The organism is Mangrovibacter plantisponsor, from assembly GCF_003182475.1.
Classification (GTDB): Bacteria; Pseudomonadota; Gammaproteobacteria; order Enterobacterales; family Enterobacteriaceae; genus Mangrovibacter; species Mangrovibacter plantisponsor.
Genome location: NZ_QGTS01000002.1, coordinates 449,742 through 471,390, shown reverse-complemented (window position 1 = coordinate 471,390; position 21,649 = coordinate 449,742). Strand labels below are relative to the sequence as shown.

The following is a 21,649-nucleotide window of genomic DNA, read 5'->3' as shown; positions in this document are numbered from 1 at the left end:
AAGCTGCACAACATTTTTATTGTTATGCCCGAATTATTCAGGAGAAAACATACCTCTGGCGAGGTAACTGGTGCGAGGTGACGCACAAAATTGAGGTGTTCAGAAATGCAAAACACCGCACAAGGCGGTGTTTCAACTTAAAGCGCTGCTTATCCCAAAAAATTAGCCTACCAGCATCAGTTCGCGATTTTCCAGAGACGGGCGGGAGACCAGGGATAACAAAATATCTTTCACTGCCTGAGCCTGAGGCGACAACTGGGCGCGTGCCGACAGGTTCAATGACAAAGGCAGGTTCATTGATGGTGTGGTGATTCGGGCCATCCAGCCATTAGATGCACTGACTAAAGAGCGGGCTGCAGACTCCGGCAGCACTGTAACGCCCATACCACTGGCAATAGCGGCAGTTAGTGTTGAAATAGACTCGATTTCACCAATAATTTTGGCAGTCAGGCGGCGCAGTGAAAATGCTTCATCAACACGCTTACGCACAGCACTGTAATCGCGTGGTAAAAACAGGTTCATTTCTGCAACAGCGGCGAGGTCAACGGTTTGCCCCGGGCATTCGCTGGTGCCAACCAGGTATAATTCTTCTTTCAACAGAGGCTGGCTGGTAATACCGGCTGTTGGTGCACGGTCATACAGTACGGCCATATCCAGTTGCCCACTGAGCAATTTATCATTCAGTACTGAGCCACTGTTTTCATGCAGATATACCAACACATCTGGCAGTTCGTTACGCACGGACTGCAGCAACGGCATAATAATGGAAGACGCTGCTGTACCTGGTGCCAGGCCAATGGATACTTGCCCACTTAAGGTTTGCCCAACGTTATTCACCGCGAGTTGAGCCTGTTCACACTGGCGCAAAATAGTACGAGCATGGGCGTAGAGAATTTTTCCGGCTTCTGTCGGTGTTACTCCACGTTTAGTGCGGATTAACAGTTGCTGATCCAACTCCCCTTCCAGGGTAGCCACCTGCTGGCTTAGCGCTGGTTGCGCTATGTGCAAGACTTCAGCGGCCTGAGTCAGGCTACCAATATCGACGATTTTCACGAAGTACTTCAGTCGTCTTAAATTCATTTTGCCTCCTGTACGGAATGCCCTTGCCATGTCGGCAGCTATCATGTCCCTGAATGTATAGCAATATGCTTGCCAGTTTTCTGAAACTCCGTTTTTGTGGGCTAACAGGCTGGATAATAAGAGAAACTAATCAACTCACCCCTTATCATTACTAAAACGCGGGAATGCACCTGCCCCATAAGAGACACTTATGCACCATAGCAGTGCACATCATGCCTGTTTTGGGTAAAAAAAAACCAACTGCTGAAATAGCCAGCAATCAGTTTTAAAATTGCTTTCCAGGCTTTGACAACCTGTTACACCCTCGTTATTATGCGCCCCGTTCACACGATTCCTCTGTAGTTCAGTCGGTAGAACGGCGGACTGTTAATCCGTATGTCACTGGTTCGAGTCCAGTCAGAGGAGCCAAATTTGAAGAGCCCGCTCAGGGAAACCTGAGCGGGCTTTTTGTTTTTCATGCAACTCTGCGAATCATTATGTGATTCTTATTCAATAAGCCAGCGTGAAAAGTCTTCCCGATGCGTTTTCAATTTTCCCTCCGCATCAGTTGAATTTAGTGGTCAGATTTGGGGTCAAGTTGGTTCGATGGCAGAATGCTCTCATATGTCTCTTAACGACGCAAAAATCCGCAAAACCCTTCAAAGTCTCCGATTCTCATGGTCTATAACTTTTAGTTAATCCAGGCGGTTCACGTCTTTGGTATCTCAAAAAGACCTGCTCCCCATACAACAGAACTCACAGGCCCGCGGTTTACACCACAAAATCGTAGTGCGTGCCGTCTGGCAATTCGATATCCAGGCGCAGTTTGCCACCAGCTGCTTCCACATAACGTTTCAGTGTGGAGAGTTTCAGGTCTCGCCCGGGTTTCTCCATACCGGCAACGGTAGGCTGGCGAATACCCAGGGCCTGAGCCATTTCTACCTGAGTTTTCTGCACTTTTTCACGCAGTTCTGCCAGGTGGATATTCAGCATAATATCGGCTGCTTGTGCCTGAGCCTCTGCTACCACGCCCTTTTTCTCTGCAGCAATAATTTGTTCCAGTGTTCTGCCCATCGCATTACTCCTGTGGCTCTGGTTTTCTCAACCAGTCGTTAAATTCACGGTCAGCAAGCGGGACCATCACATCATAAAACCGCTTACCAAATGTTACCTTATGCCCGGCGCACAACACGACAGCATTGCGACATGGGTCAAAGGCAAAAAAGGCGCGAATGGGTTGCCCACGGCTTTGAATGCGTAACTCCTTCATATTGGAGTAGCGAGAGCCTTTAACGGTATCTGACCAGGGGCGGGGAAGTACCGGCCCTCTCTCCCTCAGTACCATTAACCCGGCCAATACACTGGCACGGTCAGTATCATCCAGTGCCGTGAACCAGGCATCAAACCTGTCTGTTGTTTTAATCTTCCACACAACGCTGCCTCCGCAGAATATAGCCCCCAGTCAATATAGATACAAAGCTATATTTGTAAATAATGCTTTGCCACCCATCCACGAAAGTGTGCCGGAAATAACGGTGTCCGGAGTTCTGTAAAATAGAAAAGTACAGGCCCGCTTCCATAAAAGAACAGCGGGCCTGAAAACGTCATATTTTATTGCGGGGCAGCCCTCACGAGCTGGCGAAAAGATTACTTACGCACCACCTTTGCGCTGTCGATAGGTGAAAATACCGTGTGACCTGCCCCCTGTATTACCGGTGCGGGTGGTTTATCACGGTTCTGGTAACCCACATTATTATTACCCCATAAATTCTCATAGGGCATACCAGCCAGCGCTTCCACTGCCGCCCGCGTTGCCTGTGGCACATTTGCCACCAGCGCCGCACCATCCTTATGCATTTGTTCTGTTGCTTCGCGCAGCAGCGTATGGGTTTGCAGGTTGAGCTTAAAGCGCAGCGAGATAACAAAACCGCAGGCAAGCACAATGACGGTGCCAATACTCAGAATAAACAAAATGGTATTACTGACGGTGGTACTTTGGGTGGCCTGCCCGGAAACAAACCCGGAGAGCTGCAAAATTACCCCCACCAGCATTACCGCACCTGCCTGTGAAGCTTTGCGGGTCAGAGTCATGATGCCGGCAAAAATCCCTTCCCGGCGCTGCCCGGTAATAACCTCATCCACATCCGCAATATAGGTGTAGATATTCCATGGAACATAATTGATACCACCACGCCCTAACCCGGCAACAGCCGAAACCAGTAACAACAGCGCCATGACATCATTCAGGCCTGCATACCACAGCACTGCCCAGGCAAGGCAACTGGCACCAAACAGGGCTACAACCATGCGGTATGAAGGTGCTGGCCCAAAACGGATGCACAGAGGAATCATCCCCACAACTGCAATAAACTGCAAAACGGCCATGGTCCCGAGCAAACTGGAAGCAACTGTGGCGCTTTGCATAAGCACAAACACGACGTAATAGGTGAATACCGCATTAAACACATCCTGCGCGATGTAACCGCCCAGATACATCCCCAGATGCTGGCGGAAAATACGAATGCGCAATGTGGAACCCAGCTCAACAAACAACCGGTGCAGGCTTTGGCGCAGCGTTAACCCCTGGCGCATTTGTTCAGCTTTCAGGTGGCTTTCCGACCACGCCTCACGCGGGCGTTCCCAGGTAAAAAACCACACCAGAGTCAGCACAATGGCGCAAATAGCCGCGAACACCAGGCTTGCGTAAAAGAATGAAATAGCATTCTCTTTCCCGAAATGGCTAATCAGTATTCCGGGCAAAAACGCCGCCAGAATAGCCGATAACTGCGCCATCGAAATACGCGCGCCAGAGAAGCGAGTTTTTTGTTTAAAATCATCGGTCATTTCCGGCACCAGAGTTTCATAAGGCACCAGAATCATGGTGTACACCACATCAAACAGTAAGTAAGTGACCAGGTAATACCAGAATGGCATGCCACTAAGCCACATCAGGCAATAACTGAATACACAAGGAATACCTAATAAGATAAAAAACTTGCGTCGCCCAAAGCGTTTGCCAGCCCAGGTATTGCCGAAATTATCTGTCAGAAACCCCATTAACGGGCTGACCACTGCGTCCAGCACGCGTGCCAGGGCGAATATCAGCGTCGCTTCAATGGGTGATAAACCGCAAAAGGAGGTATAGAACCAGAGCAACCAGGCTGCAGTCAGTGCCGTGGTGCCTGCGCCGAGGAAATCCCCCGAGCCATAGGCAAGATAATGAATTAACCGGGGAGTACGTGTCTTCATAGTTTTACCCTGTCGTGGTTAGTCATACAGGCAATAAATCCCTTATTCACAACACGTCGGAAGAAGGTCAGATTCAACATAAGGCGTTCCCTGGTGTGAAACCTTTGCTTTTTTGCCACCCCGGCACCCAAAGTGGCAAAAAGGAGAAGATCCCACCTTGCTTGCTCACCATTCTGAAATACCGTTTTTTTAATTCAGAAAAAACGTTCTTTAAAATTGTATCTGAGTGCACCGAACCACAACCGGACTAATGCCGGGCGTTGTTATACAAATTTTCTTAATGAGTGAATAAATGTGAGGAAGATCACTTTACTGCAGCGTATGCTAGTGCGGCCTCAGACCGGGCATAAGACAACGGCTGGGCAACAGACACCAGACAGGTTAAGGCCGGGTAATGAATATTATTGAAATAATAATGAATGCGGGCAAATCCGCAGTGAATGTCTCTCTTTATACTTTGCTGCCAATTATGGTTGTTATGCTGGCAATCATGCGCTTTCTTGAAGCTAAAGGCGTGCTGGAAAAAATCGTTAAAGTATTTGGCCCGTTACTCAAACCGTTTGGGCTTGGTGGCATGAGCCTGTTTGCCATAATCCAGATGAACTTTGTCAGTTTTGCAGCGCCAATCGCCACACTCACCATGATGGATCGCCAGGGGGAATCAGACAGGCGTATGGCTGCCACACTTGCCATGTCTTTTGCTATGGGACAGGCCAATGTGTTTTATCCGTTTATTCCCCAGGGCCTGCACTGGTTACCGGCAATTGGTATTTCAATTTTGGGTGGCCTGGTTGCTGGTGCTGCCACCTGGCACATTTTTGGTCGCCGTCTCTCTTCCGAAAATTTTCGCACTGCCAGCACCAAAAACCGTGTAACACATAAAAAACAGGGTTTGCTTGCCATCATCAATCTTGCTGGCGCAGACGCCATTCGGTTGTCTGCCGGTGCCATTCCCATGCTGATTATTTCGCTGGCGGCAGTCAACATGCTGGAAGCGGTTGGCTTTGTACATTTACTGGAAAAATTGTTGTCGCCACTGCTTGGCCTTGCCGGGATCTCTCCGGTGTTTATTCTGGCCACGCTGGTAAAAACTATGGCTGGCGGGACGGCTTATTTTGGCGTGGCATCAGACTTAATCGCCCAGGGGAAATTCACGGTAACCGAATTAAATGCCTCTGCCGGGTTGCTGGTACAAACCCTGGACTTACCGGGCATTGGCATTTTCCTTGCTGTCAGTTCGCGCTTTGTACGCCTGTTCCGCTATGTGCTGCCCGGTGCACTGGTGGGGATAGCAGTGCGCACCTGCCTGCATATTCTTATCTTTAGCTGACACCAGACGCCTCAAGGGTTATGGTAAAATCCGCGCCGCCATAACCCACAAGGAAGACGATGTTTGATTTCATGCCCTCTCAGCCAGGCCCGGGTTTTATTCACCAGTTTCGTTGCGGCACACTCAGCCACTGCCCGGAAATAACTGTCTGCCAGGCGTTTTTTGACACCAGTTTGTGGCAGGATGATTTATATTCCGCCGCGGGTATTGTGTTCCCTGCCACGCTGGTTAACGCCGCCAGAAAACGCAAAGCGGAATACTTTGCCGGGCGTTTTTGCTGCCAGCAATTACTGGCAAACTACGGGGTACATACCGCCGTACTGTCTCACCAGGACCGCTCCCCGGCCTGGCCTGCCGGGTTTTGTGGCTCAATATCGCACACGCAAAACCAGGCTGTGGTTCTGCTGGCACCAATACATTCCGGTTTTTCTCCTGGAGTGGACGCAGAAACACTGGCCTCACGCATCATGCGGGAAACTGCAGATATGTTTACCTCCCCAGAAGAACAGACAAGGTTGAAACAATCCCCGCTGGACTGGGAACAGGCGTTGTTAGTGACATTTTCAGCCAAAGAAGCACTGTTTAAGTCGTTGTACCCACTGGTGAAACGCTACCTGGATTTTGACTGTGCGCAAATCAGTGAACTGGACGCGGGCCAGGGCAGGCTGGCATTAACCTTAACCCAGCCGTTATCTGCCGCATTCCCTGCCGGGTACCATTTCCATGGCGAATGGCAATTTGCGGGCGATGTCGTAACAACGTGCTTTTACCCGCAAGTCTCCCGGTAAAAATACTGACAATTTATACAGTATCATGCCACAATAATGACTTCTGCCACCTCCTGGAGCCCAACATGCCAGATTATTGCCTGATGCCAGACACCCCAGCCGGGCCACTGTTATTGCAGGCCAGTGCACAAGCGCTGGAATCCGTTCGGTTTTTACGTACGTTTCCTCTCAGTGAAGGGGAGAGTATTACCCAGGCCACTCACCACCCGGTATTACACCAGGCAAGTGAAGAGCTGGCAGCCTACTTTGCCGGGAAACTCACCCACTTCACTACGCCTCTGGAGCCTGGCGGCACAGCATTTCAGCGCCAGGTGTGGGAAGCCCTGCGGCAAATTCCCTGGGGTGAAACCCGCACTTATGGCGAAATTGCACACCAGATTGGTAACCCGGCCGCCAGCCGTGCGGTTGGCCTGGCAAATAACCGCAATCGCCTGCCCTTTTTTATTCCCTGCCACCGCGTCATTGGTGCCAGTGGGAAGCTGGTAGGTTATGCAGGCGGCCTGGATGTGAAGCAGGCATTGCTGTCACTCGAAGGTATTCGCATCGCACTGTAAACCGGCCCCAAAGCGGGCAAGGTAAGCGTTGCGCAAACTTATGGCTACCGGGCCGGGGCGGCCATCTCCAATGGGATTACCATCAAGCCTGGTCACCGGCATCACAAATGTGGTGGCCGAAGTAATAAACACTTCCCGGGCGCCACACGCTTCTTGTGGGCTGAAGGCACGCGTTTCAATTTCCAGCTGGTGCTGCTGGCAAATATCCAGTATTGCGGCCCGGGTGATGCCGGGCAAAATGGCCGGGCTTAACGCCCGGGTAACCAGTTTCCCGCCAGGTGTCACCATAAAGCAATTTGCCGAGCTGGCCTCGGTTATCAGGCCGTCTTTAACAAAGACAGCATCATCTGCACCCTGCGCCTGGGCAGCCATTTTTGCCATGCTGGCGGCCAGCAAACTCACTGTTTTGACGTCGCACCGTTGCCAACGGATATCCGGGCAGGTCACCACAGACAACCCGCTTTCTACGCGCGCGTCCTGCAAGATGTTGTGAGACTGGGTGAATACAACCAGTGTGGGTGGAACCGATGCATCCGGGTAGTGGAAATCACGTTTCCCCGGGTTACCGCGGGTCAGTTGCAGGTAAACGCTGCCTTCCTGCACCTTATTGCGGGCAACCAGTGTTTCATGTATTTGCTGGAGTGTTTCCACCGCCCAGGGTAGCGCCAGTTCGAGTGCCTGGCAGGAACGCTGCAACCGTTGCATATGTGCATGAAAATCCAGCAACTTCCCGTTAACCACTGCTGTCACTTCATACACTCCGTCGGCAAATAAAAAACCGCGGTCAAACACCGATACCCGGGCCTGGTCCGCCGGGCAATAATCCTCATTCAACCATACCCATGGTGACATGTTTCCTCCTTGTCTGGCATTCAGTGTCACTGCACAAGTACGCTAACATGCTTCACCCGCGTTTTTTCCGAAAAGTTCGCGTGGCCGGCCACAAACTGAATAGAAACAACCGCCGGGCCAACTTTACCTCCGGCTATTTAATCGCATTCTGCTTTCGTTTATTTGCTGCCGTGACATACTGAGCATCAGTGGAATACAGGTTCACGACAGGAAAAATAAGGAGAGAGAGGATGCAAACTCATCGCACAGATAAAAGCCTGACACCTGAACAGGCTATCGAACAACTGGATGCTATGTTTAATGCATCTGTCAAAGCATTACGCAAAGCAATTGCGCTGTATATCGACACCGGAACACTGCCCGATACAGCGGCAAGGCAACAAGGCTTGTTTGTTTACCCGGCACTTCAGGTCACCTGGGATGGCGTGGCGCGCAACCCGAAAAAAACCCGGGCTTATGGGCGTTTCACTCACCCCGGATGTTACCGTACCACCATTACACGTCCGGCACTGTTCAGCGCTTATTTAACAGAACAGCTTACCCTGTTGCAGGAAGATTACGGTGCGCACATCAGCGTTGTCCCTTCCGACCAGGAAATCCCTTACCCTTATGTCATTGACGGCTCTTCGCTGTCGCTCGACCGGAGTATGAGCGCCGGGCTGGCACGCCATTTCCCCACCACCGAGTTAGCACAAATTGGTGATGAAACAGCAGACGGCCTGCTGGACTCCATTGATTTTTCGCCGTTGTCGCATTTTGACGCGCGCCGTGCAGATTTTTCCCTCGCCCGCCTGCGCCATTACACCGGTACCCCGGTGGAGCATTTCCAGCCCTTCGTGCTGTTCACCAACTATACCCGTTACGTTGATGAGTTTGTGCGCTGGGGTTGCAGCCAAATTCTGGACCCTGCGTCACCTTATGTTGCGCTGTCCTGCGCGGGTGGTGCCTGGATAACCGCCGACACAGAAGCCCCGGAAGATGCCATTTCTGATCTGGCCTGGAAAAAGCACCAAATGCCCGCCTGGCACCTGATCACAGCAGACGGCCAGGGCATTACTCTTATCAATATTGGTGTCGGGCCATCCAACGCCAAAACCATTTGCGACCACCTGGCAGTACTGCGCCCGGATGTCTGGCTGATGATAGGCCACTGTGGCGGTCTGCGTGAAAGCCAGACCATTGGTGATTACGTGCTGGCCCATGCTTACCTGCGCGATGACCATGTGCTGGATGCAGTCTTGCCACCGGATATTCCGGTACCCAGTATCGCGGAAGTTCAGCGTGCCTTGTACGACGCTACCAAAGAAGTCAGTGGTATGCCGGGTGAAGAAGTCAAACAGCGTTTACGCACTGGTACTGTTGTGACAACCGATGACCGTAACTGGGAGCTGCGTTATTCTGCTTCGGCTTTGCGCTTTAACCAAAGCCGTGCTGTTGCGATTGATATGGAGAGTGCCACCATTGCAGCACAAGGTTACCGCTTCCGTGTCCCCTATGGCACATTGCTTTGTGTGTCAGACAAACCTTTACACGGCGAAATTAAACTTCCCGGCCAGGCAAACCGATTCTATGAAGGCGCAATCTCTGAACATTTACAGATAGGTATTCGCGCCATCGACTTATTACGTGCGGAAGGTGAGAAACTCCACTCACGCAAATTACGCACATTCAATGAACCGCCTTTCCGTTAACCGGAAAGCCTGACGAACTGATACAGGTACTACTATGGCCGCCTCTACCCCGTTATCTGATTTGCGACATGCGCTGTTGTCGCGCGGACTGGAAGGTATGCTGGTTCCGCGCGCTGATGCTCACCAGAGCGAGGACTGTGCCCCCCATGATAATAAACTGGCTTTTTTAACCGGTTTTACCGGCTCTGCCGGGCTGGCGCTGGTATTACAGGACCGCGCGTTGTTATTTGTGGACGGCCGCTACCAGGTTCAGGCGCGCCATGAAACTGATTCTGCGCTGTTTGAAATTCACCATTTGCATGACGAACCTGTCGCTGAATGGATTGCACAGAATTTACCAGCCGGGCAGCGTATTGGTTTTGAACCGATGTTAATGGTTAACAGCCAGTACCAGGCGTTGCAAAACAGTGGCTGTGAACTGGTGGCACTGTCTTATGATCCTTTCGATGCCATCTGGCATGACCGCCCGGCACCACCGCAAGGGCCAGTCAGCCTGATGCCGCCAGACATCAGTGGGGAACTGACCACCACCAAACGCGCCCGCCTGGGGGTGAAATTGCAGGAACTGGGTGTTGATTACCTGGTGGTAACTCAGCCAGATAATATTGCCTGGTTGCTGAATATGCGCGGTTCTGATGTTCCCATGAACCCGGTTCCCCACTCTTTCGCCCTGGTTAAAAATAATGGTGCGGTTGAATGGTTTGTCGACCCGGTGAAGCTGACTCTGGTGCCGCCAGTGTGGTTAATGGACATCAGCCTGAAAGCGCCTTCAGCATTGCTGGCCCGCTGCCAGGAAATTGCAGCAGGTAAACGTATTTTGCTGGATGCAGATAACGCACCTGTTGCAGTGAGCTTTGCCGTGGAAGCTGGCGGCGGAGAAGTATTCTGGCAGCCAGACCCGCTAACCTTCATGAAAGCGCAGAAAAACCTGACAGAGCTGGAAGGCTACCGCCACTGCCACCTGCAGGATGGTGTCGCCTGGGTGAATTTCCTGGCCTGGCTTGAGCGTGAAGCACCTGCCCGGGCACAGTCAGGAACGCCGTTAACAGAGCTGGACGTTCAGGCTCAGCAACTGGCTTACCGCCAGCAGCGTGAAGGTTTCCTGGAACAGAGCTTTGCCACGATTTCCGCAGCCGGCAGTAATGCTGCCATGTGCCACTACCATGCCACCCCGGCGACTAATGCCGCAATTATGCCGGGCAGCTTTTACCTTAATGACTCTGGCGGCCAGTATGTTAATGGCACCACGGACGCCACACGCACTCTGGCGTTTGGCGATGTTTCGCCAGAAATGCGCCGCCACTACACCGCAGTGCTGAAAGGTTTTCTCGGGCTAATCACTTTACAGTTTCCCAAAGGTACCCAAGGCCACCAGTTGGATGCTTTTGCCCGCCGGGGGCTGTGGGAATTAGGTCTGGATTATGACCATGGCACCGGTCACGGCGTCGGCCACCGTTTACAGATCCACGAGCAACCCTACCGGATGGCAAAAAAAGTCAACCCGTGGCCAATGCTGCCAGGCCAGATTATCACCATTGAACCCGGTTATTACCTGGCAGATAACTACGGCATTCGCATTGAAAACCAGGTTGAAATTATTTTCGGTATGCCCGGTTTTTGCCGCTTCAGTTCACTGACACTGATCCCCATCGACCTGCGTGCGGCAGAACTGCACTTACTTACTGAACAGGAAGTCGCCTGGCTCGACAGCTACCACCTTCATGTGCGTGACGTACTTTCTCCATTGGTGGAAGCCGAAGCGCGCCCCTGGCTGTTTGAAGCCACGGCTCCGGTACATACCCGCGCAGGCACCCCGGGCTGACAGGCATATTGCCGGGTTAACAACCTGAGAATGTGGAATTTATCAGCAAACGAACAATTTTGTGAAATCAGGCTTTGACACACTACCCCGGGGCCAGTAATATGCGCCCCGTTCACACGATTCCTCTGTAGTTCAGTCGGTAGAACGGCGGACTGTTAATCCGTATGTCACTGGTTCGAGTCCAGTCAGAGGAGCCAAATTTGAGAAGCCTGCTTTTGAAGCAGGCTTTTGCTTTTCTGTTAGCCGTTACTTTCAACAGCCCCTGTCAACTGACGCCAGGTCGCTACTTCCTCATCCAGCCACTCACTAAAGAGAGCCACTTCCGGTTTCGCTTCCGTTAACTGCGATGTCACAAGCCAGTAAGGCCAGGGATAAGGTGCAGTGAAAGGGGTAAGCTGGACCAGTTCGCCCCAGGTGATGGCATCCTGTACCAGAGAGCGGCGCTCCAGCGCGATACCTTTACCGAGTCTGACAGCCTCAAGGACTAAATTTGAGTCGTTAATGCATAACCCGCCGGGCACAATATCTTTTTCCAGTCCCGCATTGAAACACCAGGTTTTCCACGACTCCATGGAGAATATGATTTTACTCTTCGCCACCTCTGCTGGCGTTGCCGGGAGGACGCCGCCGTTATAACCGGGTGCTGCAACCACAATCAGTTCATCTGAAAAAAGATAATGGCAGTCGCTTCCTTCCCAGTTGCCTTTCCCCATTCGTATCGCCACATCTATCCCTTCCTGCTGCATGCTGGTGATCGTCAGGCTGGCCTGGATCCGCAGCGTGATGAGTGGATATTTTTCCCGAAACCGCTCCAGACGCGGCAACAACCAGTGACAACCAAAAGACGGTACCATCGCCAGCGTCAGTTCCAGTATTCTCGGTTTCACCTGCACTAACCGGGTGGCATCTGCGATATGATTCAGCGCTTCGCGCACCTGTAACGCGTAAAGACGCCCCTCTTCGTTGATCTGCACCCCTCGCCCATGACGGATAAACAGCTTCACCCCCACCATTTCCTCCAGCACTTTAATCTGCTGGCTGATGGCGGAATGGGTAACGTGAAGCTCTTTCGCCGCAAGCGTTACGCTGCCAAGGCGAGCCACAGCTTCAAAACTACGCAAACTTGCGATAGGTGGGAAATCCGACATGAAACCACTCCCTCATAGACTGAATATGATAAACGCTAACCGGCAAATCTGTCAGTAATACTAACTCCGGCCGTAAGATACTGATGATATTCGCCATAACGAATTTATTGTAATGTCTGTTCATCATCTTCAATGAAGCGTTTTTTCACACAGACAGGAAAACTGGAATCATGATAAAGCTGATTGGCATGATGGATTCTCCTTATGTACGCCGCGTGGCGGTCTCCCTGGAACTTTATGGCGTTGTGTTTGAAAGCCAGCCGTTGTCCGTATTCAGCACATTTGAGGAATTTTCCCGCATCAACCCTGCGGTTAAAGCGCCAACGCTGGTTCTGGAGAATGGAACACGTCTGATGGACTCGTCTCTCATACTGAATTATTTTGAGGCTCAGGCCGCGCCTGAACGGAGACTCCTGCCCGTGACGCCGGATGCACTGGCGAACGATCTCCAGACGCTGGGCTTTATCCTCGCCGCCGCGGAGAAAGCTGTGCAAAATGTGTATGAACACAACCTGCGCCCGGCGGAGAAACAACATAATCCGTGGATAGAGCGTATTACCGTCCAGTTGCTGGCTGCCTGTCGCGAATGGAACGCGCAGTTGGAAGCCCGTCCGGAAAACGCGGTGGCCGATCAGGTTGCTGTTACCAGTACGGTTATCTGGACATTTATTCAGTCAATGATCCCTCACGTCGTTAACGCCGGGGATTTTAAAAAGATTCAAGCGGTTGCCGACGTTTTCGAAAACCAGGCGGCATTTAAAAAATACCCTTTTAGTTAATGCTTCGCTCAGCGTGTTATGGGGCTTTTCAGCCCCTTTTTTTTAGGCAGGAATCGACAGTCCCGCGGTGGTGGCATAGCGACCGTTGAAAAATATGAGCGGTTCACCTTCAGTATGTAACGAATCCACTACCTCACCGATGAATATCCAGTGATCGCCACCGTCTACCTGACGCCACATTTTGCATTCAAGATGCGCGAGTGCACCGTCAATCAAAGGCAGTTTATAGCCGCTGACCCGGTGGTCTACGCGATGAAATTTATCGCTGCCCGCGCTGGCAAAAATATCGCTAACCTGATGCTGATGACCCGACAGGACATTTATTGCAAAGGCGTCCGCCTCCAGAAAATGCTGAGCGTACCAGGATTGCTTACGCAGGCTCCAGAGCACTAGCGGGGGTTCCAGGGAAACGGTGTTAAAGCTGCTGATGGTTAGCTGGCAGGTGCTTTTGACCGCTATACCGCCCCCAACATCCCCTTTCCCCTGGTAACCATGCGCCTAATCAAAATTGGTCGCACGCGAATGTAGCGATTTTCCAGCGATTGGTACCCTGAACTCACCGTTATCATAAACAGTGAAATCAATGCACTGAGAGGACAAGTCATTGCAAACACCTTCTGGCCTCCACCCCGGGCAGGCAATAGCACCAACACTCAACCCAACAGTGTTCCTGGGTATGGCGCCTTTTTTGCGCATGAGTATTGCGGGTGAGGAGTTTTTACAGTTCGCACAGGAACTCATTGTGCAGGTACAGCAAAATCCGGACAACGCGATACTGTGGATGAACCTCGCGACAGTCCTGCAGTGCCTTGATGACACAGAAACGGGCCTGGAAACTCAGCGCCAGGCGCTGGCGATGCAACAGGTGTACACATATCCTGCAAAACAACAACCTGCAAAACTGCGCCTGCTGATGCTGATGCTCCCTGGTGTGCTGTCTGTGAACGTACCTCTCGATTGCCTGCTGGAAAACAGTGATATCGAGTTGATTTATTACTTCATCACCCCAGAGGCTCCCTTCGAGGCTCCAATACCCGAGCATGACCTCCTGATGGTTGGTATCAGCGCCACCACAGAAAATCAGTTTCTGCTGCAAGAACTGGAAAACATCACCAGCCAGTGGCCTGTGCCGGTTATTAATACTCCGAAGCATGTGCAAAACTCCGAGCGCCTTGCGGCCAGTACCTTACTGCAAAACAAGCCAGGGCTGACGATTGCGCAGGCCCACCCGGTTTCCCGTGAAGCGCTGTCTGCCGTAGTCAGCGAACACACCGCCTTACCAGTGTGTGATTTCCCGGTTATCCTGCGCCCGGCGGGTTCCCATGGTGGACACGGGCTGGAGAAAATCACTAACCGGGAAGAGCTGGCCAGCTACATGGAACGCGTCCAGGCCGGGACCTATTTTCTGTCGCGGTTTATTGATTACAGCAACGAAGACGGGCAGTTCCGCAAATACCGCCTCTCCCTTATTGATGGCGTGGCTTATGGCTGCCATATGGCTATTTCAACCAACTGGATGATCCACTACGTCAATGCATCTATGTATCAGGATGCCTGGAAGCGTGCCGAAGAAGCCCGGTTTTTCAATGAATTTGAACAGTTTGCCGCCCGCCACCAACAGGCTCTGCAAGCTATCTACGAAACAACTCAGCTCGATTATTTGGGCATTGACTGCGGTGAAACCCGGGAAGGCGACCTGCTGGTATTTGAGATAGACCCGGCCATGGTGGTCCACGCTATGGATTCAGAAGAGATGTTCCCGCACAAACAAATCCACATGAACAAAGTTAAAACCGCCTGCCGTAATTTGTTGCTATCCCGTGCCTTTGCACACCAAAACCCGGCAGATAATGGGTTAAAAGGATAAGAAAAAGATGATTTCACGTAACGCATTAAATTTCTCAGGTGGCCCGGGCGCTTTACCGGAAACCGTTCTTGCTCAGGTTGAAGCCGCCATTAAAGAAGTCCCGGGTGTTGGCCTGTCTATTCTGGGTATCAGCCACCGGTCAGACTGGTTTGCCAGTATTGTTGAAGAAACAGAAAACAATATCCGCACCCTGCTTGGCTTATCGAAAGACTTCCATATTCTGTTCCTGCAAGGTGGTGCAACCCAGCAATTTTCAATGGTGCCTATGACTTTGTTGCGCGGGCAGAAAAATGCGGCTGAATACCTGGATACCGGCTACTGGAGCAGTAAAGTCGTGGCAGAAGCCCGCCGCGAAGGCCCGGTAAAAGTGTTGTGGAGTGGTGCTTCTTGCGGGTTTAACCGCCTGCCTGAAGAAGGCGAACTCGACTTCTCACCAGAAGCGCCGTATCTGCACTATGTTTCCAATGAAACAGTAGAAGGTTTGCAATTCCAGCGCGTTATCGGGCGCGATGACGTACCACGGGTATGTGATATGTCGTCTGATTTCCTGTCCAAACCTTGCGATGCCAATAAATTCTCCGTCATTTACGCACACGCGCAGAAAAACATTGGCCCGGCAGGTGTCACCATTGTGCTGGTACACGACAGCGTAGTTAAGGCTTCGTCAGACGAACTGCCTTCGTTCCTCAATTACCGCCGCCAGGTTGAATCACATTCAAACCTCAACACACCGCCAGTATTCGCTATTTATGTGGTGTTACTGGTTACCCGCTGGTTGCTTAATGATGTGGGTGGTCTGGAGAACATGGCGCAAATTAACCGCCATAAAGCAGAACTGCTTTATGCCATGCTGGATAACAGCGAAGGCTTTTACAATGGCTGGAGCCGGGTGGAAGACCGCTCACAAATGAACGTAGCGTTTAAACTGCCAAATGCAGAGCTGGATAAAAAATTCCTTGCTGAAAGCCACGAAGCCGGGTTTTCTGGCCTGAATGGTCACCGGGCTATTGGCGGGATTCGAGCCTCGATTTATAACGCGCTGTCTGTCCCTGCCGCAGAAAAACTGGTTAATTTTATGGATGACTTCCTGCGTAATAACCGCAAATAGTCATTTGTGCTTTTCACCTGCACACCCTGCCAGGTAGGGTATGCAGGTCGCCTCAGTGTATCAGCGTCAGAACATCAGCAATGTGTACTCTAAAAGTGTGGCAGCCATCAGTAATGCAGCCATCTCTGTGTTTGCCCGCGCCGGGGTTACACCACTCTGTTTAACCTGAACATTTGTACGTTGCATAGCCATTCTCCGATTTGGCCGGAGGCACCTCGCTTCTGGCGATGTGGAACACACCCGCCAGCCAGAAACAAGTGGCAGCGCCTCTGAAAGCCTACCCATGCTGCGGTAATAACGCTGCCAGCCCGTCAATTAAAGCTACTCGCCACCATGCAAAGTCATGCCCTCCGGTATACACCGCAAGCGTGCTGTCTGCGCCTGCGACAAGCAACCGGTGGTGAAGGTCTTCAACATGGGGAACTGTGGCACCTTCCAGGCTACCGACACATAAACGCAGTTTCACCCTGGCTGGCGGCGCTGCCATTACCTGTTCGCTGACCCAGGATGTATCGTTTTCACTGAACATAAATGGGCGGCGGCTGCCATCCGGCGTCCACCACATAGAAGGCGAGTGGCTGAATACTGCGCCGAATGTATCCGCTGCGACCAGTGCGGCCATTAGTGCCGTCACACCGCCAAGACTCTGCCCCGACAAAACCGTTCGCTCCCTTCCGGCCCACGCCCGGTCTGCATATTCACCCAACACACCGGGAATAATCCGTTGAGCAAGATTGTCTATCAGTGCAGTTTCCCCACCCAAAATAGCAGTGCGGTCATCCAGGCTTAGGTTATCCACGCCCAGCACAGCAAACGGTGCGATGCGGCCGCGGCTCAGCGCCACATCAAGCGCCTGTAACACACCTACGTTATCAAACCAGGATTCCGCATCGGGCAGCACCAGCAAACCAAGTGGAACTGAGCGCGGTACATCTGGCAAATAGAGGCGCAGGCGGCGCTCACGCCCGGCCACAACCGAATAACGGGTATGGGTTATTCCGGCAGGCGCGGCAGAACGGTCGCGCCACTCACTCTGTGCGTCAGCTTTATCCAAACTAAGCACAGATTCACCACCGCCATGCAACCGGATCCCCAACGCGGTGTTGAAGGCGTCCGGCTGGCTGGCAAAAGGCGTGTTTCTCCCACCAACCAGCACCAGTTGTTGTTCAGCCACACCCGGTGGGATCTCCGTAAAGGTATACGAACCACAGTAGGTGGCAGGCAACTGCAGTGTTAAAAACCAGATATCTGTCCCCGGGAGGTTTTGCAACATACCGCGAGCCACCTGGTCTTTATCCGTCACCCGGTTCAGGCGCAGGTAAACACCATAGAGTGGTTCACATGATCGCCACAAAAAGGTGACCGCCCGTGTCGCCCCATTCCCGCCAGGTGAAACCAGTGGAGTTACCAGGGCCGCGACATCTCGCCAGAATTGGTCAACATCGGCAACGTGCTTGCCTGCCAGTTGCGCCAGTACTCGCCGGGTGAGCCCCCTCGTTTCACCGTTTTGTTCCTCTTGCTCACCAGTCTGAACCGGGTTCATTCTTTCTCTCCTTGTCGTTTCGCCAGTACTGGCTGACTCATTACCTAACCTTGCTCTCTTACCCGGTATTCAGGCTTTTACTGCGCCCGGAACGGGTTCATTTACCGGTGTACGGGTTGCTGTGCTGTCTTGCCACAGGCTGGCATACAGCCCAGGCGCTGCGGCCAGTTCTTCATGGGTACCAAACTGCACAACCCGGCTCTGGTCCACGACTGCAATGGCATCACAGCGGCGGGCGGTTGTCAGGCGGTGCGCCACCACCAGCGCAATGCCACCCTGGTTGCGGGCCCGCTGAGCCAGTGAGTCCATCAGCCTGTCTTCTGCTATACGGTCAAGCCGGGAGGTCGCTTCATCAAGCAGAACCACTTTCGCGTTAGCCAGGTGAACCCGCGCCAGCGCGATTAACTGGCGTTGCCCGGCGGATAAATCAGCGCCACCGTTGTTTACTGGTGTGTGGAAACCTTGCGGCAGGCGGCTTATGGTATCCAGTAACCCAACCTCTTGTGCCACACGCTCAACGTCAGCATCAGTGCGCTGCGGGCTGGAATAGCGAATATTCTGTGCGATATCCCCACTGAACAAAGCGACATCCTGTTCCACCAGGCCAACCTGTGCACGGTAATCTGCCAGCGCCAGTGAATCAATATTGCGGCCATCAAGGCGAATCTGCCCGCCCGAAGGTTGGTACAGCCCTGCGATCAACTTGATAAGGGTGGATTTCCCCGCACCGCTTCTCCCGACAATCGCCACGACAGACCCGGCAGGAATGGCAAGGGAAAACTGGTCAAGAGCGGGTTGTGAACTGCCGGGATACTGGAACGATACATTGTCCAGGGCCAGTTCACCGTAGCGAGAAAAAGCAACATGTTCGGGGGCTGGCTGAATATCCTCAGCACCTGGTGTCGCCAACAAGGTATTAATATGCTGACTGCTGGCCGAAGCCTGCTGCCAGGCATCAACAATACCGGAGAGTTGCTGCACCGGCCCATAAAACTGCCCCAGGAGTAAAAAGAATGCAGCCAGTACACCTGCAGTCATCTCTCCTTCTGCCACCCGGGATGCACCAACCAGCAATACAGCGGCATAAGCAGCCTCGGTGCAGAAAGTTAACAAGGGGAAATAGACCGCAAGGTATTTTTGCGCGCGCACCCTTGTCGCCCGGAAACGGTCTGAAAGCGTACGTAATTTGGCAGCTTCGGCACGCTGTTGCCCGTGAGACTGCACTACACGTAACCCGGAGACTTTCTCCTGCAGCGTGCTGTTAACCTTACCAATTTCCAGGCGCGCCTGCGCGTAAGCCGGAGAGCTCAGGCGGCGGTATACCCAGGTTGCCAGTAGCACCACAGGTATTCCTGCGAATGCCACCAACGCCAGTACAGGATCCAGCCAGAACATGGCTACGGCAATCGCCGCCATGGTTATCAGACTGGTAGCGGTACTGGCCAGGCCGTTTTGTAAAAAACGCGCCAGGGAATCGACATCTACAGTCATCCGCGTCAGGCGCGAATCTGCATTGGCTTCGTGGTAAGGCAATTTCAGGCGCAATAACTGCCCAAAACTGCGCAACCGAACAGTATGCTGCACAGACTCTGCCGCACGCGTGGAAATAATGGTCTGCAGAGCGTAGCAACACCAGCTTATAGCAACCAACGCCACAGCCAGCGCCGCACATTCGCCAATAACCGCCATATTCCCCGCGACAACGCCCTGGTCTATCCCCCGCTGCAACAACACTAATACCCCCACCCCGGCTGCGGAATCGAGCGCAATTAATAACGCCGCGGTGATAAACATCCAGGCAACCGGCGGTAACAACGCCGACACCCGCTTGCCATGCCCGCCCATTGCCAGCTGGACAGCCTGTTCGGGGACACGGCACATGCGGCCACGGAAACCACCTGCTTTCACGCTACTTTCATGCTGCCGCTTTACCTCGTCATCACGCGACAGAACGTTTCCCTGTGGCCAAAGTTCACTGCCCGCCGGTGCCTGCAGAAACTCACTGTTTCCGGACATCAACTGACCAAACGCCGGGCAACGCGCTTCCAGCTCTGCCTGAGTCCCGACATCCACAACCTGCCCGCCATCCAGCACCACGATTTTACTGGCAAGTTGCAGAGTGGAGCGCCGCCGGGCAATAACCAACAGCATGTGGTCCTGGTCAGCATAGCGACCAAGCGCCGTGTTAATTTCTGCTTCAGTACCGGCATCGACTGCAGATGTTGAATCGTCCAGAATCAGTAACTCGGGTGCCGTTAGTAAAGCACGCGCCAGGGCAATACGCTGGCGCTGCCCGCCAGACAGATTACTCGCCCGCTCCGCCAGCCGGGTTGCAAAGCCCTGAGGCAGCGCGGTAATAAAGCCCAGCGCCCCGGCCGCACGGGCGGCCTGGTGAATATCCTCTTCGGTGGCATCCGGGTGACCATAAGCAATATTCTCTGCCACTGTTCCTGCAAACAGGAAAGTCTCTTCGAAAACCACCCCTACCCGGCGGCGCAATGCTTCAAGCCGAATGTCGGCAATGTTCTGCCTCCCTTGCCCGGTAGTTAACCATAACGCCCCGGCAGAAGGGTCGTAGAACCTGGCCAGTAACATCAGCAGCGTGGATTTCCCCGAACCCGATGCCCCAACTACGGCAACGGTCTCACCAGCCTGAATGGAAAAGGAGACACCCTGTAATACCGGCTTTCCTTGCTGGTAAGCAAACTCAACGTTGTCCAGTTCCATGCCCAGTAATTTACCTGCCACAGGCTGCGTGCCATCCTGCATTTGTGGGCGGGTATCAATCAGGGAAAACACGCGTTCAGCCGAAGCCTGGGTTCGCTGTGCTATCACTAAAAATGAAGCCAGTACCCGGGTTGGCCCGGTCAGCATGGCCAGGAAACTGGCAAAAGCCACAAAAGTCCCCAGGTCTGTCCTGCCGGTCGTTACCGCCCAGCCACCATAAGCCAGCAACACCAGTTGCCCCAGTACCGGTAATGCCAGCATGGTTGCTCCCGGCATAGCCTGGCTGATAGCGGCCCCAATACGGGCGCGGACAATCTGGCGAGACTGGCTGTCCAGCCAGCGCATTTCACGTAATTCAGCTACCGATGATTTAACCATGGCTATCTGCGCCAGCACTTCGCGAATATGCTCGGTAAGGCTTGCCAGCTGGTCTGATGCCAGCCCGGTCTGGGCAAAGACCCTGCGCCGCGCCCGCAATGCCGTCACCGCCAGGCAGGCAAGAACAGCGACAACAATCAGTGTCATCGCCGGAGACATCCACAGCATAACTACCATGCCGGCAACGTAGTAGGTCAGCACTGCCAGTGGCACCGGGCACATCTGCAACAACATATGCACCTGTTGTAAATCACTGTTGGTGCGTGAAATGACCTGGCCGGTACGTAACGCGTCAAGACCTGCTCCGTCCAGATTCTGGATGCTGTCGAATGCCCTGCCCCGCAACGTATGCTGAACCCATAGTGAGAGTTCTCCGGCATAACCGCGTCGCACATAGTTACCCATAAAATCAAACAGGGCGATCAGCAGCAGGCCACAGGCCAGCATGGGCAGATGAGTGGTGTTACCTGCCAGCGCGTCATTTACCGCCTGGCGCGTCAATAATGGTGTCAGTGCAGCAAAAATGATTGTTGTGACCGAAGCCAGCACAACAATCACGCTTAACGTCTTACGCTCCCAGCACACGCTGGCAAGACGAACCAGCCACGAACCAGCGGGTTTTGGGGTTTGAGCGGTGGGCATCAAGCCTCCTTCATCGGTCTGAATAATAGCTACGTTGCAGTTAACCGCCTGCACGTAGTTACTGTGAGTTTTGGCGCAAAACTGTGCGCCGTATTGCCTGTTACACGCTGCG

At 53.0% G+C, this 21,649-nt stretch carries 17 protein-coding genes and 2 tRNA genes; 10 read left to right on the top strand and 9 right to left on the bottom strand.

Going from position 1 to position 21,649, the window contains the following annotated elements; translation table 11 throughout:
- Window positions 1-162: 162 nt before the first annotated feature.
- Window positions 163-1,080, bottom strand: a complete 918-nt coding sequence (gene nac / locus DES37_RS04790; RefSeq protein ID WP_036112094.1) for a nitrogen assimilation transcriptional regulator NAC — start codon at window positions 1,078-1,080, stop codon at window positions 163-165.
- Between the two features lie 332 nt (window positions 1,081-1,412).
- Here nac and DES37_RS04785 point away from each other — a divergent pair.
- Window positions 1,413-1,488: transfer RNA gene (locus tag DES37_RS04785), tRNA-Asn, on the top strand.
- A gap of 342 nt (window positions 1,489-1,830) precedes the next feature.
- On the opposite strand, the gene DES37_RS04780 is transcribed toward DES37_RS04785, so the two are convergent.
- The 3 genes from DES37_RS04780 to DES37_RS04770 form a co-directional block, all read right to left on the bottom strand.
- Window positions 1,831-2,133 (bottom strand): helix-turn-helix domain-containing protein, encoded by a 303-nt coding sequence (locus DES37_RS04780; protein ID WP_036112100.1) that lies wholly within the window; start codon window positions 2,131-2,133, stop codon window positions 1,831-1,833.
- Window positions 2,134-2,137: 4 nt separating this feature from the next.
- On the bottom strand, window positions 2,138-2,491 hold the full coding sequence (locus DES37_RS04775; protein ID WP_110025028.1) for a type II toxin-antitoxin system RelE/ParE family toxin: 354 nt from the start codon (window positions 2,489-2,491) through the stop codon (window positions 2,138-2,140).
- 215 nt (window positions 2,492-2,706) lie between these two features.
- On the bottom strand, window positions 2,707-4,308 hold the full coding sequence (locus DES37_RS04770; RefSeq protein ID WP_110025027.1) for an MFS transporter: 1,602 nt from the start codon (window positions 4,306-4,308) through the stop codon (window positions 2,707-2,709).
- 394 nt (window positions 4,309-4,702) lie between these two features.
- Between DES37_RS04770 and DES37_RS04765 the strand changes: the two genes are divergently transcribed.
- The 3 genes from DES37_RS04765 (at window position 4,703) to DES37_RS04755 (ending at window position 6,980) form a co-directional block, all read left to right on the top strand.
- Window positions 4,703-5,638, top strand: coding sequence for a nucleoside recognition domain-containing protein (locus DES37_RS04765; protein WP_110025026.1), 936 nt, complete (start codon window positions 4,703-4,705; stop codon window positions 5,636-5,638).
- Between the two features lie 59 nt (window positions 5,639-5,697).
- Window positions 5,698-6,426 (top strand): 4'-phosphopantetheinyl transferase family protein, encoded by a 729-nt coding sequence (locus DES37_RS04760; RefSeq protein WP_110025025.1) that lies wholly within the window; start codon window positions 5,698-5,700, stop codon window positions 6,424-6,426.
- Window positions 6,427-6,491: 65 nt separating this feature from the next.
- Window positions 6,492-6,980, top strand: a complete 489-nt coding sequence (locus tag DES37_RS04755; RefSeq protein WP_170123724.1) for a methylated-DNA--[protein]-cysteine S-methyltransferase — start codon at window positions 6,492-6,494, stop codon at window positions 6,978-6,980.
- Here DES37_RS04755 and DES37_RS04750 read toward each other — a convergent pair.
- On the bottom strand, window positions 6,951-7,832 hold the full coding sequence (locus DES37_RS04750; RefSeq protein ID WP_110025024.1) for a D-amino-acid transaminase: 882 nt from the start codon (window positions 7,830-7,832) through the stop codon (window positions 6,951-6,953). The two genes, DES37_RS04755 and DES37_RS04750, sit on opposite strands and share 30 nt — an antisense overlap.
- Window positions 7,833-8,062: 230 nt before the next feature.
- Between DES37_RS04750 and DES37_RS04745 the strand changes: the two genes are divergently transcribed.
- The 3 genes from DES37_RS04745 (at window position 8,063) to DES37_RS04735 (ending at window position 11,542) form a co-directional block, all read left to right on the top strand.
- On the top strand, window positions 8,063-9,523 hold the full coding sequence (locus tag DES37_RS04745) for an AMP nucleosidase (RefSeq protein WP_110025023.1): 1,461 nt from the start codon (window positions 8,063-8,065) through the stop codon (window positions 9,521-9,523).
- Between the two features lie 34 nt (window positions 9,524-9,557).
- Entirely contained in the window at window positions 9,558-11,345 is a 1,788-nt protein-coding gene (locus tag DES37_RS04740; RefSeq protein ID WP_110025022.1) for an aminopeptidase P family protein, read from the top strand.
- A gap of 121 nt (window positions 11,346-11,466) precedes the next feature.
- Window positions 11,467-11,542: transfer RNA gene (locus tag DES37_RS04735), tRNA-Asn, on the top strand.
- Window positions 11,543-11,584: 42 nt separating this feature from the next.
- Here the strand turns inward: DES37_RS04735 and DES37_RS04730 are convergent.
- Window positions 11,585-12,493: a LysR substrate-binding domain-containing protein gene (locus DES37_RS04730; RefSeq protein ID WP_110025021.1), complete on the bottom strand. Its 909-nt coding sequence runs from the start codon at window positions 12,491-12,493 to the stop codon at window positions 11,585-11,587.
- 170 nt (window positions 12,494-12,663) lie between these two features.
- Here DES37_RS04730 and DES37_RS04725 point away from each other — a divergent pair, with 170 nt between their 5' ends.
- Complete coding sequence (locus tag DES37_RS04725; RefSeq protein ID WP_110025020.1) at window positions 12,664-13,272, top strand: glutathione S-transferase family protein; 609 nt, start codon at window positions 12,664-12,666, stop codon at window positions 13,270-13,272.
- Window positions 13,273-13,314: 42 nt separating this feature from the next.
- Here the strand turns inward: DES37_RS04725 and DES37_RS04720 are convergent, their stop codons facing one another.
- Complete coding sequence (locus DES37_RS04720; protein ID WP_281271472.1) at window positions 13,315-13,701, bottom strand: flavin reductase family protein; 387 nt, start codon at window positions 13,699-13,701, stop codon at window positions 13,315-13,317.
- Window positions 13,702-13,876: 175 nt separating this feature from the next.
- Here DES37_RS04720 and DES37_RS04715 point away from each other — a divergent pair, with 175 nt between their 5' ends.
- A complete protein-coding gene (locus DES37_RS04715) occupies window positions 13,877-15,139 on the top strand; it encodes an ATP-grasp domain-containing protein (RefSeq protein WP_245929984.1) in 1,263 nt (420 codons plus the stop codon).
- 7 nt (window positions 15,140-15,146) lie between these two features.
- Window positions 15,147-16,247: a phosphoserine transaminase gene (locus DES37_RS04710; RefSeq protein WP_110025018.1), complete on the top strand. Its 1,101-nt coding sequence runs from the start codon at window positions 15,147-15,149 to the stop codon at window positions 16,245-16,247.
- 277 nt (window positions 16,248-16,524) lie between these two features.
- Here DES37_RS04710 and DES37_RS04705 read toward each other — a convergent pair whose 3' ends face one another.
- Both DES37_RS04705 and iroC read right to left on the bottom strand, forming a co-directional pair.
- Window positions 16,525-17,790 carry an alpha/beta hydrolase-fold protein gene (locus DES37_RS04705; RefSeq protein ID WP_110025017.1) on the bottom strand — a complete coding sequence of 422 codons (1,266 nt, stop codon included), beginning with the start codon at window positions 17,788-17,790 and terminating at the stop codon, window positions 16,525-16,527.
- Between the two features lie 69 nt (window positions 17,791-17,859).
- Window positions 17,860-21,537 (bottom strand): salmochelin/enterobactin export ABC transporter IroC, encoded by a 3,678-nt coding sequence (gene iroC / locus DES37_RS04700; RefSeq protein WP_110025016.1) that lies wholly within the window; start codon window positions 21,535-21,537, stop codon window positions 17,860-17,862.
- Between the last annotated feature and the right edge of the window lie 112 nt (window positions 21,538-21,649).

What these genes read in the sequence shown, in the direction of transcription:
- nac (WP_036112094.1), bottom strand. Translation starts at nt 1,080, where the DNA reads ATGAATTTAAGACGACTGAAGTACTTCGTGAAAATCGTCGATATTGGT.
- DES37_RS04780 (WP_036112100.1), bottom strand. Translation starts at nt 2,133, where the DNA reads ATGGGCAGAACACTGGAACAAATTATTGCTGCAGAGAAAAAGGGCGTG.
- DES37_RS04770 (WP_110025027.1), bottom strand. Translation starts at nt 4,308, where the DNA reads ATGAAGACACGTACTCCCCGGTTAATTCATTATCTTGCCTATGGCTCG.
- DES37_RS04765 (WP_110025026.1), top strand. Translation starts at nt 4,703, where the DNA reads ATGAATATTATTGAAATAATAATGAATGCGGGCAAATCCGCAGTGAAT.
- DES37_RS04760 (WP_110025025.1), top strand. Translation starts at nt 5,698, where the DNA reads ATGTTTGATTTCATGCCCTCTCAGCCAGGCCCGGGTTTTATTCACCAG.
- DES37_RS04755 (WP_170123724.1), top strand. Translation starts at nt 6,492, where the DNA reads ATGCCAGATTATTGCCTGATGCCAGACACCCCAGCCGGGCCACTGTTA.
- DES37_RS04750 (WP_110025024.1), bottom strand. Translation starts at nt 7,832, where the DNA reads ATGTCACCATGGGTATGGTTGAATGAGGATTATTGCCCGGCGGACCAG.
- DES37_RS04745 (WP_110025023.1), top strand. Translation starts at nt 8,063, where the DNA reads ATGCAAACTCATCGCACAGATAAAAGCCTGACACCTGAACAGGCTATC.
- DES37_RS04740 (WP_110025022.1), top strand. Translation starts at nt 9,558, where the DNA reads ATGGCCGCCTCTACCCCGTTATCTGATTTGCGACATGCGCTGTTGTCG.
- DES37_RS04730 (WP_110025021.1), bottom strand. Translation starts at nt 12,493, where the DNA reads ATGTCGGATTTCCCACCTATCGCAAGTTTGCGTAGTTTTGAAGCTGTG.
- DES37_RS04725 (WP_110025020.1), top strand. Translation starts at nt 12,664, where the DNA reads ATGATAAAGCTGATTGGCATGATGGATTCTCCTTATGTACGCCGCGTG.
- DES37_RS04710 (WP_110025018.1), top strand. Translation starts at nt 15,147, where the DNA reads ATGATTTCACGTAACGCATTAAATTTCTCAGGTGGCCCGGGCGCTTTA.
- DES37_RS04705 (WP_110025017.1), bottom strand. Translation starts at nt 17,790, where the DNA reads ATGAACCCGGTTCAGACTGGTGAGCAAGAGGAACAAAACGGTGAAACG.
- iroC (WP_110025016.1), bottom strand. Translation starts at nt 21,537, where the DNA reads ATGCCCACCGCTCAAACCCCAAAACCCGCTGGTTCGTGGCTGGTTCGT.